The organism is Novosphingobium ovatum (genome assembly GCF_009909235.1).
Lineage (GTDB): Bacteria > Pseudomonadota > Alphaproteobacteria > Sphingomonadales > Sphingomonadaceae > Novosphingobium > Novosphingobium ovatum.
In genome coordinates this window covers 88767-102285 of the sequence record NZ_JAAAPO010000006.1, presented here as the reverse complement: position 1 = coordinate 102285, position 13519 = coordinate 88767, and the positions used below count along the sequence as shown (strand labels likewise).

Below are 13519 nucleotides of genomic sequence, written 5' to 3'. Positions count from 1 at the left end.
TGTTTGCCGTCTATCCTCAAAGTCCGGCCAATGCCAGCATCGCCGAGCCGCCCTGTTCCGCGCCATCGGCCGCCATGCGATACATGGCGAACAGTTCGCGCCCCATGCCCTGTGCGGGCGGCGGCGGGACGGCGGCGGCACGGCCCGACAGGTCGGCCAGCACCTCCAGTGTGCCGGAATGGGCGCAAACCCGCACCACATCGCCATCACGCACCAGCGCCAGCGGGCCGGGGCGACCGGCCGCGTCCGACAGCGCTTCGGGCGTGGCGTGGATGGCACAGGGCACCTTGCCCGATGCGCCCGACATGCGCCCATCGGTCACCAGAGCGACCTTGAACCCCTTGTCCTGCAACACGCCCAGCGGCGCGGTCAGCTTGTGCAATTCGGGCATGCCATTGGCGCGCGGCCCCTGGAAGCGCACAACGACGACCACATCGCGCTCCAGTTCGCCCGCCTTGAACGCGGCCTGCACGTCCTCTTGGGTGTCGAACACGCGGGCGGGGGCCTCGATCGTCCAGCGCGAGGGATCGACGGCGCTGGATTTGAACGTGGCACGGCCCAGATTGCCCTGCACCAACCTCATGCCGCCATCGGGGGCAAAGGGCGTGGCGACCTTGGCCAGCATGGCCGGGTCCAACGGATCGGCGGGCGCGGCACGGAAGGAGAGCGTGTCGGCTTCCAGATGCGGCTCGGTGGCATAGGCCGCCATGCCGCCATCGGCCACGGTCAGGATGTCACCATGGCACAGGCCCGCGCTCAGCAATTCGCCGATGACATAGCCCATGCCGCCCGCGGCGTGGAAATGGTTCACATCGCCCGAGCCATTGGGATAGACCCGCGCGATCAGCGGCACCACGCTGGACAATTCGTCCAGATCGCCCCAGTCCAGAATGATCCCCGCCGCGCGCGCCATGGCTGGCAGGTGGATGGCGTGATTGGTGCTGCCGCCGGTGGCCAGCAGGCCGATGCAGGCGTTGACGATGGCGCGTTCGTCCACCATCTGCGCCATCGGGCGCGGATCGGCGCCCTTGCGGGTGATCGCCACCAGCCGGTGCACCGCCGCCCGCGTCAGCGCGCTGCGCAGCGGGGTGTTGGGCGGCACGAACGACGATCCCGGCAATTGCAGGCCCATCATTTCCATCATCATCTGATTGGAATTGGCCGTGCCAAAGAACGTGCAGGTGCCGGGCGAGTGGTAGGAGCCCATCTCGCTCTTCAGCAATTCCTCGCGGCCCACCTTGCCTTCGGCGTACAATTGGCGGGTCTTCTGCTTGTCCTTGTTGGCGATGCCGCTGGGCATGGGGCCGGACGGCACAAAAATCGCGGGCAAATGGCCAAAGCGCAGCGCGCCGATCACCAGACCCGGCACGATCTTGTCGCATATGCCCAGCAACGCCATGCCGTCGAACATCGCGTGGCTCATGGCAACAGCGGTGGACATGGCGATGGTGTCGCGGGAAAACAGCGACAGTTCCATCCCCGCATAGCCCTGCGTCACGCCATCGCACATGGCGGGCGTGGCGCCGGCGACCTGCGCGGTGGCCCCCACTTCGCGGGCGTAGATCTTCATCGCGTCGGGGTAGCGGCCATAGGGCTGATGCGCCGACAGCATGTCGTTATAGGCGGTGATGATGCCCAGATTGGCCGCGCGGGTGAAAGCCATGGTGGGCTGGTCACTCTCTGCCCCGGCATAGGCGTGGGCCAGATTGGAACAGCCAAACGACGAGCGGTCGCCATGGGCATCGCCCTCGCGCGCCATCAGGTCCAGATAGCGTTGGCGGCTGTCGCGCGACCGGGCGGCGATGCGCGCCGTGACGCGGGCGATGGTGGAGTGCAATTGGGTCATGTCAAAGGTGTCCGGGGGTTGGGCTGACAAGCGGGCGGGGGAACCGCCTCATTCGTGCCAGCTGACGTTGTCGCGTTCGGCCAGCGCCACGGCGGCCGCAGGGCCCCAACTGCCGGCGAAATAGCTTTTGGGGGTAATGGCGTTCTGTTCCCACACGGTGCGGATGGCGTCGATCCACTCCCATTGGGCCTCGACCTCGTCGCGGCGGACGAACAGCGTCTGGTCGCCCTCGATCAGGTCCAGCAGCAGCCGTTCATAGGCGATCCGGCGCTGCGGCCCGGCAAAGGCATCGTCCATCGCGATGTCCAGCGGCACCGGACGCAAACGCACCCCGCCACGGTCCAGCCCCGGCACCTTGGTCATCAGCGTCAGGGTGATGTTTTCTTCGGGCTGGATGCCGATCACCAGTTGGTTGGGCTCGGCCCGCGCGCCCTTGCCGGCAAAGATCGAGTGCGGGATCGGGCGGAACTGGATGACGATCTCGGTCACCCGGCGGGTCATCCGCTTGCCCGTGCGCAGATAGAAGGGCACACCCTTCCAGCGCCAGTTGTCGATATGCGCCTTGATTGCGACAAAGGTCTCGGTGTCGGACGGCTGGCCCAGTTCGCTGGCATAGGCGGGCACCGCCTTGCCATCGATCGCGCCCGCGCCATACTGGCCGCGCACGGTTTCCTCGGGGCTGACCATGCGCAGCGAGCGCAAGACCTTGACCTTTTCGTCGCGCACGGCGGTGGCGTCATATTGGGCAGGCGGCTCCATCGCCACCAGCGCCAGCAATTGCAGCATGTGGTTCTGCACCATGTCGCGCAGGGCCCCCGCGCCATCGTAAAAGCCGACGCGGCCCTCAAGGCCCACGGTTTCGGCAACGGTGATCTGCACATGGTCGATGTGCGCGGCGTTCCACAAAGGCTCGAACATGATGTTGGCAAAGCGCAGCGCCAACAGGTTCTGCACCGTTTCCTTGCCCAGATAATGGTCGATGCGGAAGGTCTGCTCCTCGGGGAAGGCGCGGGCGACGGCGTCATTGATCACGCGGCTGGAATCCAGACACGTCCCCAGCGGCTTTTCCAGACCGATGCGGGTGCGTTCGCCCGCCAGACCGCTAGCCTGCAGACCTGTGATCGTCGCCTCGAACAGGCTGGGCGCGGTCGACAGGAAAATCGCCAGACCATCGGCATCGGGTCGCACCTTGGCGGCCAGATCGTGGTAATGGGCCGTCTCGTTGGCATCCAGCGTCTGATAGCTCAACCGGCGCAAAAAACCCTCGATCGCTCCCTTGCGATGGGCGGGCAGGAACCGGTCCAGCGCGTCTTTGGCAAAGTTGCGGAAGCTCTCGTCGGTCATGTCCGAGCGCGCGGTGCCGACAATCGCCAGCTTGTCGCTGACCAGCTTGTCGGCGTGCAGCGCGCAAAGCGAGGGCAGCAACATGCGCTGCGACAGGTCACCTGTCGCGCCGAACAGCAACAGGTGGTCTGCTGTATAGCTCATGTTGTCTCCCCTTTATGTTTGGCATCGGGCGGCGGCCTGTGCCGAGGTTTGGCGGTCAGGCATGCCCGCCCTTGCGGCATGATCTGCACGGCATACGAGCGCGAACCGCCGAATGCCGCCTGATCAGAGGTTTACCAGCCCTTGCCGAAATGCGCCAGCGTGGCACCGGCCACCGGGGGGCGATCCATGCGGTTCACATACGAATTTGCCGGATGAATACGTTTTGCGCTTTGCCCCCTATGGGGTGGATAGGTCAGGGGCGGGGCGGATTGGCACAGGGATGTTACATATGTCGGCGCTGCCGGGCGAAAGGATGTAGAAGGAGTCGCGCCGATGGATGCGCGCGCTGACATAGTCGCGAAAGCTGTCGCTGGTGGTTGAGAGAGATTGCAGGCGGGGCTGTTGGGCGGGCGGCAATGCGCTGGCCAGCCGGATCGACAGGATGGGCGTGTTCTTGGCCTTGTCGCCATACATCCCCATCGGTGCGGGACCGCGGGGCAGGCTGGAGAGATGTTCGATTCCGGCGATCACCCGCCCGACCACCGCGATGTTGCGGTCCAGTTGGCGCGGCGGCGTGCCGATCACGGCGTATAGCTCGGCCCCGGTGCCGGTGTCGGGCGAATTGTTGCGGCCCACGCCGATGGTGCCATAGCAATGGGTGGGCCAGACATTCTGATGTGTTGATGGGGGCAGGGGCTTGCCCGTCCTTGCATCAACGATAAAGTTCTCGCGGATGTCGCGCGCGGTTGCCATCGGCCAGCCGTTGAGGAATAATGCTGTAGTATCAAAGGTTTCGGTGGTGATGCGGCGCGTCGTCAGCGCGGATAGGGTGGTGATGGGCAGGCGGGCGGCATAGGCGCTTTCGGGCATCACCGCCAAACCGGGCGGCAGCGGCTTGGCATGCGGGGTGTCTTCGTCCGGATCGCCAAATTGCGCGACGAAATTGTCCTGCACGCGATAGACGGCGGTGTTGTCCCACCAATGCGCGGTGGCCAGTCGGCGGATGTTGCCGATCCATCCCTGGCTGAATGGCGCGGGCAACAGCTGGATCACCACCCGGCGCGGCTGTCCCGCAGCATCGGGTGCCAGCGTCATCACCAGCAGGTCATCGGGGGCGATCGTCACCCAATCGCTGTCGGGCGCGTCTTTGATGATTTGCGCGGCGGAGCGTGTTTTGGGCGCAGGCGGCGGCGGGGCGGCCCGCGCATGGGGCGGGATCAGGAGTGCGGCAGCGGCCAGCCAAAGGAATTTGCGCATGGCGTGAGTGTGCCGTGCCGCCACCGCTTGCACAAGTGCGCGGATGACGCTAGGGGCCTGCCTTCCAGAGCAATGCGGAGCGGTGGCCGAGTGGTCGAAGGCGCTCGCCTGGAAAGTGAGTATACGTCAAAAGCGTATCGAGGGTTCGAATCCCTCCCGCTCCGCCATGAAATACAATAAAAACAACTATTTCATACGGGTGACCTGGTTCCATGCCCATTCTCATGCCCACTTTGTTCGCGGATTGATGAGAACAGGTGTGGCCGGTTATGGATGACGACCGAAGGCCATCGGCAAACGGATCAACGCTGCTACCGCAAGGTGGTTTTGGCAATGACGATCTCGTACCTCATGTGGCATATACAGAAACCCCGCCGAGGCCAATGGCCTCAGCGGGGCTGCTGCTGGAATATCGTGTAACCTCTCAATTGGGCGTTAGCGGGCGATGCTGACCACATTCTCGGCCAAGTCCATCAATGACTTATTGCCCGCCTGGTCAATCCGGCAACCCTTGGTCCGAAAGATGTGCTCACGGATTTCGCTAAGCGGCGGGATAATCGCAATCTTTGACTTGTTCGTACGGCCCGGAAGCTTTTCGGTCACCACGTTGGCGTTAAACCATTCACCGACCGCCTTTTGGATCTTGGGGATACTCACCTTGGCGCGGTCGCCCTGAAACGCGGTGCGCAACTCAACCGTCAAGGCCTTCCTGAACGTGATCAACTCGACGCGGGTGGGCACCTGCTCGTTCAATTCGATGTAAGAATCATCAGATTCATCGCAGTCGTTAAACCCATTGGCGATCAGATCATGCATAAACCGGTCGATGCCCGACATCGATTCCATCACTTGATTTTGCAGGCCGACAGTCTTGGGGGGCGTACGAAGAGAATTCCAGCCTTTAGCCGGAACGAAGTGCAACAGATCATACAGCATCGCCTCACAGCCGCCGTTTTCCATCTGATCGACCATGTTTTGGAAATAGGGGGTGTCTCCCTGGCGTGAGTCACCAAAGGAAAAGACCGCGAAGCGGCGCTCGTCGCCCAGCGACGCGGGCACTACCCACTGCTCGTTCGAGATCATAATGACCCGGGTGAAGTTTTTGGCCATGCGGGCGTCGAGACCCTTTTGTTCAATGGGCAACTTGTCGCCGGTGATGAGGTCCTTCAATGTCCCTTCACTCGAGCGATCGCCAGCCCAGAACGCCTCTTCGCAAAGAAGCACCAACGCCTTTTCCAGATGTCCGTTGAACGCGCCAGTGATGTGCTTGGCATTGGTGGCCTTGAACAGGTAAGGGCCAAGAATGCGGGCGATGAAATCAAAAATGATGGATTTACCGGTGCCCTTCTTTCCCGTGATGACCAGCGCTACGCCGGGCTTATCACCCGGGCATTGGATCAGGTGGGCGAGATAGGTCATCACATATTCGAAGTATTCCTCATTGCGGCCGCACATCTGCTCAAAAATGTGATTGCGCAGAAGCTGCCAATCGCCCTTCCTCGGCTGAATCGACCAGCCACGGAACAGGTTGTAGACATTCGAGGGAGCGCCATCCGGCGCAAAGCGAACGTCCTCGTACCGCTTAGCTTCGTCAGACACCAGCCAGGCATCAAACGCAGGCTTCAGCTTCACCGAACCGTCCTTTTGTTCCTCGGCAATGGTGCGATTGCGGTACAAATTGCGCGTCCCAGTCACATCTGCGAATTGGAGCTCGCCGAACGGGCTATCAGGCTCCACCAGGATAAAAGTTTTCCCCCCCTTGCGCGCGATCGAAAGTTTCTCGTTGAAGAACTCCAGATGCTCGACCTGATTAGAGGCTGACGCGTTCTCGGCACCCGAGGAATTCCGCACATTTTCTGACCGCGACCCGACCACCGGCGCGTGCTGGTTCACAGGCCTTGACCCGTTGGCCGCAAAGGAGAAATCCTCCTCCTCTTCATCGTCGTCAAGTTCGAAGAGGTAATCCGTGCAAGTAATGTCCTCAAGATCAATCAATTCCTGATCGATCATTGCCTTAAGGAAATCCAGCCGCTCGCGATCCGAGCATGCGTTGTGGGTGCAATGGATAACAAAGCCCGACTCGCGGCCTTCATCGAGGGCATCTGACGCGTTGACGACAAAGGTGCCATTGCCGCCAAAGGCGCTGTGTTCATCCTCAAAAGGGCAGGAAATATGGACGCCCGCCTTGCTGCCACGGTCATCCCTGATCATGCCGGGCTGCGCGTCACGCAAGAGTGCCTCAATTTCGAAACGTTTGGCATATTTGGCGGCCCAACGCCTAAGGTTGTGGCCTCCGTTGGCCGTGTCGAAACGATTAGCCTGCTCGTATTCACCTTCACCGGCCATAGCGAAGGGGTTGTTGGCGGTCACGGCCTTGCGAGCATTTTTGCCGTGACGCAGTTTGACCCGCTCGTATTGGTTGATGTCCAGCGGTTGCCCGATGATCTGCCACGAGCCACAGGGCTTCCCCTTTGCATGCCGGGGGAAGTAGAAAAGGCGTGCCGGGTCGACGCATGACTCGTCGAACTGCAGGCCGAGTTCCGTGCAGAAACCCGCGTAGCGTTCTTTCCATTCATTGATGGCATCGCTTTGCGTGCCGCCGCGCTTTGCGAAGACGAAGGGTTCATGCAGCGGAAAAACGGCCCTGAACTTAGGGATCGGGTTGTGCTGCACGAGAATGACTACGCCATCCTCAGTGTGCTGAGCTTCGTCTAAGATTTGCAGCGTGGACAGGATCATCGGCAGGATGCCCTTTTTGACCCGGAGGTACTCGCGGAGGCCATCGATGTCGCCGACATCATACTTCCCATCGGCCCACTTGATGAAGGCGTCGCGATTAATAACGCTCGTATCCTTCATATGGCTGTGCGTCGTATAGATCACTGCCTCCAGCCCCGCATTGCGGATGGTCTGCAACACTTCTTCCAAGGGTGCGCCGGTATCGAGGTCGACTCCCAGCACGTAGTTGGCAATCATGGCTGCTGCCTTACGGGTGCCACCGGCGCACTCGCCTTGCACAAAGCCGGGGCCATCCTTGAGGCCTTCCTGGTGCTCCAACAGCAAATCAGTAAACTGCCCGAAGCGGCCGGGCTTTGCCTTCCATTTGCCGGGCTTTTCCCGACTGCTCCTCCCAGTGGACAAGCGGATCTCCGCTTTGCTGGAAGGCGTGCTCAAGGCAATACCAGTGGCAAACTTGGTAGGCGACATCTTGGGGATATTTGCCCAAGGGAAGACGTGTTCGCCTTGGCGACATCCCTCTACGACTTCCTGATCGAACAGGTAGATCATGCCGTGCGCTGCGCTTGCCGAGGGCGTGGGGGACGCGCTCTCGGCGCTTCCCCAGAAAAAATGGCCGATTGCTTCCCCGTCAGAGGTTACAAGATCCAGCCTAGGGTCGTGGGCGTGGTCGATGAAGTGGGCAATCTCCTCCCAATCGTTGGAGGAAATGCTACTGCCGTTGTGTTCGTCGAATACCCGGATTTCGCCTGCGGCGTGGGCGAAAAGGTCTTTCAGCATATGAAGCGTGTCAGGCACGTTAGATTTTTCTCACGTTATGGGGATGGGGCATGGCGCGCGCTAACTCGATCGGCGGTTGGGCCGATTGAGATACGTGGCGAGCTTCGGTGAATTCCCGCGAACTGATTCGGCGGCTGAAATGTGCGTTATTTCAAATTGACCGCATTGTCAATCAAAAGTTACCATTATATATGCCCGTCAGCGAATCGCGTGCACACATAGAAGGAGCAATCTGAATGACGGGATCGAAAATTTATCAGGTAAACGGCGTCGAGGATCTCGCGACCATCGGCGGGCGCATTGCTTCGGCTCGGGCTCGCAAGGGCTTGTCGGCAGCGAAATTGGGTGCGTTGATCGGCCGAACAAGGGCTGCAGTGTCTTTGTGGGAGGCCAATAAAAATGTCCCGCCAATGTCGATGATTGAGGCTATGTCTGAGGTCTTAGAGGTGCAGAGTAGCTGGCTTTGGAACGGCGTTTTGTATGGTCCCGCGCTCCAGGTCCCTGAGGGTGGCTCGATCCCGGCTCTGGACCAAATCCCCACGTCAATTTCCGGGTCTTTGCGCCTGGGCGGTTATAGCAAGGTCGATCGAATGCTGGAGCAAATGCCTGAGGCATTTTCCGGTGTTTTCAGTTTTGCCCGCTTGGGGGCTGACGCGCCTAACTTTAACCTCAGGCAAGGTGACCTTCTGCTGCTTGGCGACAAGAATGTACCGGTTCAGTCGGACGGAAAGCTCTATGCGGTCGAGTCAACGGTGGGCGTGGTAGCGGTTAGAAGTGAACCGCTGCTCGATAGTCAGGCTGAGAGTGGTGGCGAAGGGCGGCCGCTGCAGATTACGACGGGCCATGGGCAGAGCTACCGCACTGCGCGTGAAGACCTTGATTCCCTCGGCAAGGTGAATGGCTGGCTACATAAGGAAGAGTGAGCTCTTAGTGCGTCACTGCCAAAGAGGTTAGTGCCTATTGGTTTATTCCTGGCGCCATGATTCTCGAGCTTTTAGGTGCGCTGATGGTTCATCATCAGTCGTGAGTTTTTAACTTTCTGCTATTTTTGAGCTTTTTGAAAACCTAGAGCAGCTGCTCACCTTTGTGTGTGACCGGAAGCTCCTCAAGAGGTTGGGGGAAATCGGCAAAAAGTGGAAAAGTGATCCGCGATTGCAACACTGTTCGATAATGTCAATTTTGTATTGACATTGTGTGACTGCTTTGCTAATGAACGGCTGTGTCCAGGGGTGATTCCGTCCGCACATGCGGAAGCTAGGATTCTCATCGTTCTGGACAAATTTGCATCTGGAAGGCGCTGGTGATGCTGCCAATCCATGCTTGTTTTTCATCCAAGTCCAGGAAAACCGACTAAATGCCGATCCAACCTGTTTCGAATGTGGTAAACCAGAATGCCTATCAATCGCACCTCCAGCCGGACCGGTTGCTGCGACTGAAACAGGTGATGGACATTGTTGCCTTGGGCAAGACCATGATCTATCGCCTGATCAGCGAAGGGCGCTTTCCGAAGCCGCTTAAGCCTTGCAGCAACGCATCTCGGTGGAGTGAGGGGGAGGTATATGCCTGGGTAGCAGGGCAATGTTCCAGGCGCCAGTAGCATTGCGGGCTTTCTTTAATTCCATCACAGACGGATACCATAATGCCCATCATGCGGGAGGTCTGTGGCGGTACGTTCCCTTGAGATGTCGATTTGACCTTCACGCATCGCGCATGCGATTAGCGCATTACATTGTCGGCGTGGAAAGCAGACCGAGTTGTCTTCTCTGGGCTGTGAATTGGGTCGAGCCGACCTTCATTCACCCGGCGCGAAATCGGCGCCAAATAGACCTAGGTGGAGTGCATGCAGGAAAGGCAGGTTGCGAAACCCAAAAGGTCACGAGCGGCCGTTCCTCAGTTCGGTGTTAGGGGCAGCTAGCGACCAGCTTTCGTCGTTCCGCAACCGGCGCGTCAACGACCGCTCTTGCCAAAACCGATCATTCGCCTGCTGTCGAGCTAATGGACTGCAATCGCCCCAGTTACGCCGGTTGAGAACTAACCATCGCATCGTATGGCAACAGCGCGATCGCTGATCGACAAAGGTGTCGTTAGCAAGACCCCGGGAGCACTCGATAGCGGCTTCCATTTGGCCTCCCCTGACCGAGGTCGGTCTGGCCACGCGCGAGCGGCTGATCGCGGAAGCAGGAAGCGTTGATGCCTAGTGCTATCGCCCCAACGGCAATGGACGCTTTACCCGCATGGTGAATGTTCTGCTCGACGGCCTGAACGGAAGCCCCGAATGCAACCCGCGCGCATTAGAATGCTCTTTTGCTTGTTTTACAGGCCAAAAGTGATGATGGTGACGGGCACGTTCAACCGTCAAATGATGGAACTACATGGCCATTTCAGAGGACGAAGCCGCGAAGTTGATCGCACATATCGAAACGACGTTGCGCGAGGTCGCCAGCGATCCGAGGTATGCCGGCATCATCGACCTGTTAAACCAGTGGCGCTCGGATGTCGAAGCTGGCCGCCGCGTCGACCGAAAGTTGCCGGTCCATCAGAGCCCCGGCGTCGATGTGCTCACCGAGGTTCCCCGATCCCGCACCACGACCAGTGGCGAGTTTGTCGGCAAGGAGGATTATACCGCGATAGAGCAACTCGACCTGCTCGTCGCCGCGCTCGGCGTCGCCTTCCTTGCACCGCAGATGATGGCCACCAGATTCCTCAATGCTATCACTACATATGGCGGGGATTCGGGCGCGAAGATTGCCCATGAAAACCCGCAAATTCATTTGGTCGGCGTTGGCGACACCGGCGCGGTGGATTCGGGGCCGCGAATTTCCAGCAACGCGATCGCGCAGTCGCGCGACGCCGTAATGACGCTGGCTCGCCTGCTCGACGAGGTGACGCAGGAAGGCAACCTCACCGCGCGCAATCTGAGCGCAGAAGCGGAGATCGTCTGATGCCGCTCCGACCGCAAATGTGGAATGACATCACCGCCGCGCTTGGCGCAGCTACTAGCGCAAACCTGTCCGCCGCGTCGGCCGGCGACGATCTCTACGAATGCTATGTGTGGTCCCTTTTGCTAGAGGCGGCGCGCCGGCAGGGCGCAACGATCCGCTTGAAGGATCGCCACGGCAACCTTGCGACGAGTTTCTATTTCCGCACGTCGCCGAGTTCGATCTTCTCAACGTTGCATGACTATTGTCACGCAGAGATTCAGTTTCCACGCGTTCCAATTCTCGAAGCGCATATCGGCATCTACGTCTCAGGCAAATCTCGGGTGAACCATGAATGCGACGTCGCCGTGGTCGACCAGGACGAGGCTAACACCTGCCGGGCCAACAATGTGCATCCCCGTTCCAGCAAGGTGCTCTTGTCGGTTGAGTGTAAATACTATCTGAGCAGCACGCTCGGGGTGGGATTGGGGAGGTCGTTCCTGGGGCTAATCGACGATATATACACGGACGGGCGCTTCTTTGTATCGACACAGAATAAGGGCTCGGTTGACAAGCTCTTCTCGCGGCACCGAAAAGAGTATGAGGTCGGCCTCTCGCCGCTAACACCTGATCAGGAGATTCGACTTCGTGGCTCCTTTGAGAAGATTTTTCGAAATTACCAAGCGCGTTAAGGCAAATGTAAACATCATTGATCGTCGTTTGCGCTGCATGGGGCGAATACACTCACAGCTCGTCAAAATTGTTCAACTGCCGGAGATATGGTGGCGCAGGGACTCCGTTCGCGCATGAACGTCAAGGCGAACCAACATTTCCGGCGAGAAGGGCATACGGTCTTACGCAGAAGCCGCAATACCAGGTTCGGACTGGAACGACGGCGTCGTCCCAAAACGCCGTGATCGGCTTCAGCGAAAGCGGCGACGCGGCGTGGTCGGCACCCGACCAGTTCACGTCGTTCCAATGGTGTACCAGAAACGTCAGTTCGCACCAATATCAGTCAATCCGCGATTTATTTGGTGCCAATCAGACCATCAAGCTCATCACGGCACCGACACCGAAATGATCAGCGGCCGCAGCAAGCCCGGCTTGATTGATGGTTTGGGACGCTAGGACCGACAGACGTACCGTTGGGCTCGAAATTGCGACATAGAAAAGGCTGCGCGCGCGACGCCCCCCCCCCCCGCGATCACCAAGCGGAGCGCGGTACGCGCGCTGGAGACTTGGCTCTGGCCGCGAAGGTAGGAGGTCGCCCTCCACTCAGACCTGCAACTGTTCGCTATTTACGGGCGCCTTTGTGAGCGAGGATCGTCATCCGCATGGCACGAAGCCGCGCAGCGGGTTCGTGCGGAGTGAAGCGGAGATAGGGCCGTGCCCGCAGGTCGCTATCGGATTGTGCTGTCAGTAGCCTGCTTCTGCGGGCCGCATTTCTGGGAAGCGGCTGATGATCGTTGCAACCTTGGCTGTGATATGCGCGGAAGCCCCCCTCTGATCGAGAAGATGGTCCAGGCATTGGAGAAGGGCCTTGAGCTTATTGGCCTGTGCTGTCGGAACATTATGGCGCTGCAACCTAGCGGGCTGCTTCTGAAAGCTACGGTTAAACAGACGATCATGATGGGCGCAGAAATTACGCAGGTCAACGAGGCATGAGAGCCATTGATTGAAGGTCTGGTCGCTGGGAACGCCGAACTGGTTTGCGACCTTGGTCCGAAGGGTTCCTTCGAAATATTGGAATATCCGGACCGCCGCGCCGAAGGTCAGAAACTCCTTCATGGTCCAGATTGGCGGCAGCGCTGGGTCAGTGTAGGTATTCCGGTAGTGTTTCGCGCGTTCGTCCTTGGTCTTGGCGTAAACGGAGGCGAAGCTCTGGATCGCCTCCAGCCTCGCTGCATCGTCCTTGTATACGGCAACGTTGAAATAAGGATGGCTTCCGAACGCGTCACTAAGGACTTCGGAAATGGCGTTGCGGAACAGGATCTCAAAGCGACCGACTGCCGAGAAGCAGGCGTCCCGCAACAGCATGTCGCATTCATAGAGGCGCAAAATGTGGCTGTAGGTTGTGCCTGGGGTAAATGGTCGATTGGGGAGATGTGTCTGACGGCGGCTAATGAAATAAATGCGGAGACGTTCGTAACCGATCATATCAATCTTGCGCGCAGCTACGTTCGGTCTAGCGACAATGAGGCCCCGCGAGCGGAGATGCGCTACCCGCTGGGTGGCCGTTGCATGCGGCTTCGTGTAAGGGATCAGTGCCATTCAAAAAGAAGGGCCGCCCTTTTGCACTCCCCGAAGGGGACGTGTGGCGGCCCATGACTTTTTCAACATAGAGTTGAATCCTTCAAAATGCAATCGGAATTTCCGAGCATGATTCCAATGTCGATTTTCAGGCATGAAATTAGCCGCTTTTACCCTTCTCCGCTTTAGCTACCTTCGATCACGAAATCACGTGCGAGGGCAGTGGACTTGTAACGGATTTGTG

9 protein-coding genes and 1 tRNA gene are annotated in these 13519 nt (G+C 59.3%); 5 read left to right on the top strand and 5 right to left on the bottom strand.

All coding sequences use genetic code 11. The annotated features are described in order from the left end of the window. Nucleotides 1-16 precede the first annotated feature (16 nt). From edd to GTZ99_RS14770, 3 genes are all read right to left on the bottom strand, one after another. On the bottom strand, nt 17-1846 hold the full coding sequence (edd, locus tag GTZ99_RS14780; RefSeq protein WP_161720246.1) for a phosphogluconate dehydratase: 1830 nt from the start codon (nt 1844-1846) through the stop codon (nt 17-19). A 48-nt stretch (nt 1847-1894) separates the two neighbouring features. Then, nucleotides 1895-3334, bottom strand: a complete 1440-nt coding sequence (gene zwf, locus GTZ99_RS14775) for a glucose-6-phosphate dehydrogenase (RefSeq protein WP_161720244.1) — start codon at nt 3332-3334, stop codon at nt 1895-1897. Between the two features lie 237 nt (nt 3335-3571). Then, complete coding sequence (locus GTZ99_RS14770; protein ID WP_161720242.1) at nt 3572-4591, bottom strand: peptidylprolyl isomerase; 1020 nt, start codon at nt 4589-4591, stop codon at nt 3572-3574. Nucleotides 4592-4667: 76 nt separating this feature from the next. Here GTZ99_RS14770 and GTZ99_RS14765 point away from each other — a divergent pair. Beyond that, nucleotides 4668-4758 (top strand) — tRNA-Ser (locus tag GTZ99_RS14765). Between the two features lie 268 nt (nt 4759-5026). On the opposite strand, the gene GTZ99_RS17080 is transcribed toward GTZ99_RS14765, so the two are convergent. After that, the gene (locus GTZ99_RS17080) at nt 5027-8125 is read right to left on the bottom strand and encodes a DUF5906 domain-containing protein (RefSeq protein WP_161720240.1); all 3099 of its coding nucleotides are present in this window, start codon (nt 8123-8125) and stop codon (nt 5027-5029) included. A 218-nt stretch (nt 8126-8343) separates the two neighbouring features. Between GTZ99_RS17080 and GTZ99_RS14755 the strand changes: the two genes are divergently transcribed. From GTZ99_RS14755 to GTZ99_RS14740, 4 genes are all read left to right on the top strand, one after another. Then, a complete protein-coding gene (locus tag GTZ99_RS14755; protein ID WP_161720238.1) occupies nt 8344-9030 on the top strand; it encodes a helix-turn-helix domain-containing protein in 687 nt (228 codons plus the stop codon). Nucleotides 9031-9461: 431 nt separating this feature from the next. Beyond that, entirely contained in the window at nt 9462-9704 is a 243-nt protein-coding gene (locus tag GTZ99_RS14750) for a helix-turn-helix transcriptional regulator (protein ID WP_161720236.1), read from the top strand. 775 nt (nt 9705-10479) lie between these two features. Further along, entirely contained in the window at nt 10480-11049 is a 570-nt protein-coding gene (locus GTZ99_RS14745; RefSeq protein WP_161720234.1) for a hypothetical protein, read from the top strand. 17 nt (nt 11050-11066) lie between these two features. Further along, nucleotides 11067-11717 carry a hypothetical protein gene (locus GTZ99_RS14740; protein ID WP_161720232.1) on the top strand — a complete coding sequence of 217 codons (651 nt, stop codon included), beginning with the start codon at nt 11067-11069 and terminating at the stop codon, nt 11715-11717. A 724-nt stretch (nt 11718-12441) separates the two neighbouring features. Here GTZ99_RS14740 and GTZ99_RS14735 read toward each other — a convergent pair. Then, nucleotides 12442-13182: an Abi family protein gene (locus GTZ99_RS14735; RefSeq protein ID WP_227711387.1), complete on the bottom strand. Its 741-nt coding sequence runs from the start codon at nt 13180-13182 to the stop codon at nt 12442-12444. Between the last annotated feature and the right edge of the window lie 337 nt (nt 13183-13519).

What these genes read in the sequence shown, in the direction of transcription:
- GTZ99_RS14745 (WP_161720234.1), top strand. Translation starts at nt 10,480, where the DNA reads ATGGCCATTTCAGAGGACGAAGCCGCGAAGTTGATCGCACATATCGAA.
- edd (WP_161720246.1), bottom strand. Translation starts at nt 1,846, where the DNA reads ATGACCCAATTGCACTCCACCATCGCCCGCGTCACGGCGCGCATCGCC.
- GTZ99_RS14750 (WP_161720236.1), top strand. Translation starts at nt 9,462, where the DNA reads ATGCCGATCCAACCTGTTTCGAATGTGGTAAACCAGAATGCCTATCAA.
- GTZ99_RS14770 (WP_161720242.1), bottom strand. Translation starts at nt 4,591, where the DNA reads ATGCGCAAATTCCTTTGGCTGGCCGCTGCCGCACTCCTGATCCCGCCC.
- GTZ99_RS14755 (WP_161720238.1), top strand. Translation starts at nt 8,344, where the DNA reads ATGACGGGATCGAAAATTTATCAGGTAAACGGCGTCGAGGATCTCGCG.
- GTZ99_RS14740 (WP_161720232.1), top strand. Translation starts at nt 11,067, where the DNA reads ATGTGGAATGACATCACCGCCGCGCTTGGCGCAGCTACTAGCGCAAAC.
- zwf (WP_161720244.1), bottom strand. Translation starts at nt 3,334, where the DNA reads ATGAGCTATACAGCAGACCACCTGTTGCTGTTCGGCGCGACAGGTGAC.
- GTZ99_RS14735 (WP_227711387.1), bottom strand. Translation starts at nt 13,182, where the DNA reads ATGATCGGTTACGAACGTCTCCGCATTTATTTCATTAGCCGCCGTCAG.